Source organism: Streptococcus cristatus (assembly GCF_003943815.1).
Classification (GTDB): Bacteria; Bacillota; Bacilli; order Lactobacillales; family Streptococcaceae; genus Streptococcus; species Streptococcus cristatus_F.
In genome coordinates, this window is sequence record NZ_RJNA01000068.1 from 1 (window position 1) to 500 (window position 500).

General features: G+C 45.0%; 1 protein-coding gene. It reads left to right on the forward strand.

What is annotated here, in order from left to right:
• Positions 1-110: 110 nt before the first annotated feature.
• A partial coding sequence (locus D8872_RS10920) for a mucin-binding protein (RefSeq protein WP_446677446.1) occupies positions 111-500 on the forward strand: 390 nt, incomplete at its 3' end.

Consider the following 500-nt stretch of genomic DNA (forward strand, 5'->3'; position numbering starts at 1 on the left):
AGACCTTCGATAATGACGATAAGAAGGATCAAACCTTCACCGTTACTCTTCGTCAAGGTACAGAGAAGATTACAGACCCAGCTAAGCTCAACAAGAAAGTATCACGTACAATCAAGTACGAATACGCAGATGGTCAAACAGCGGGTCGTCCAGCTCTGAAAGCTCCAGTGACTCAAGAAGCAGCCTTCACACGTACAGGTGAACGTAACCGTGTAACTGGTAAGGAAACCTTCANTGCATGGACACCAGCTACGAAAGAATTGGCNCAAGAAGCTACACCAGTTGTAACTGGATTCGTGGCAGATAAGGCTAATGTAGCAGCCAAGACAGTCACTCCTGATGATAAGGATAGCGAAGAAACAGTTAAGTACAGCAAACTTGGTTCATACGTACCAAATGTACCAGACGGACTTCCAAAAGTACCAAACCTTCCATATCCAAACGATCCAACAGATCCAACGAAACCAGGTACTGATCTTCCAGTGATTCCACATGTACCA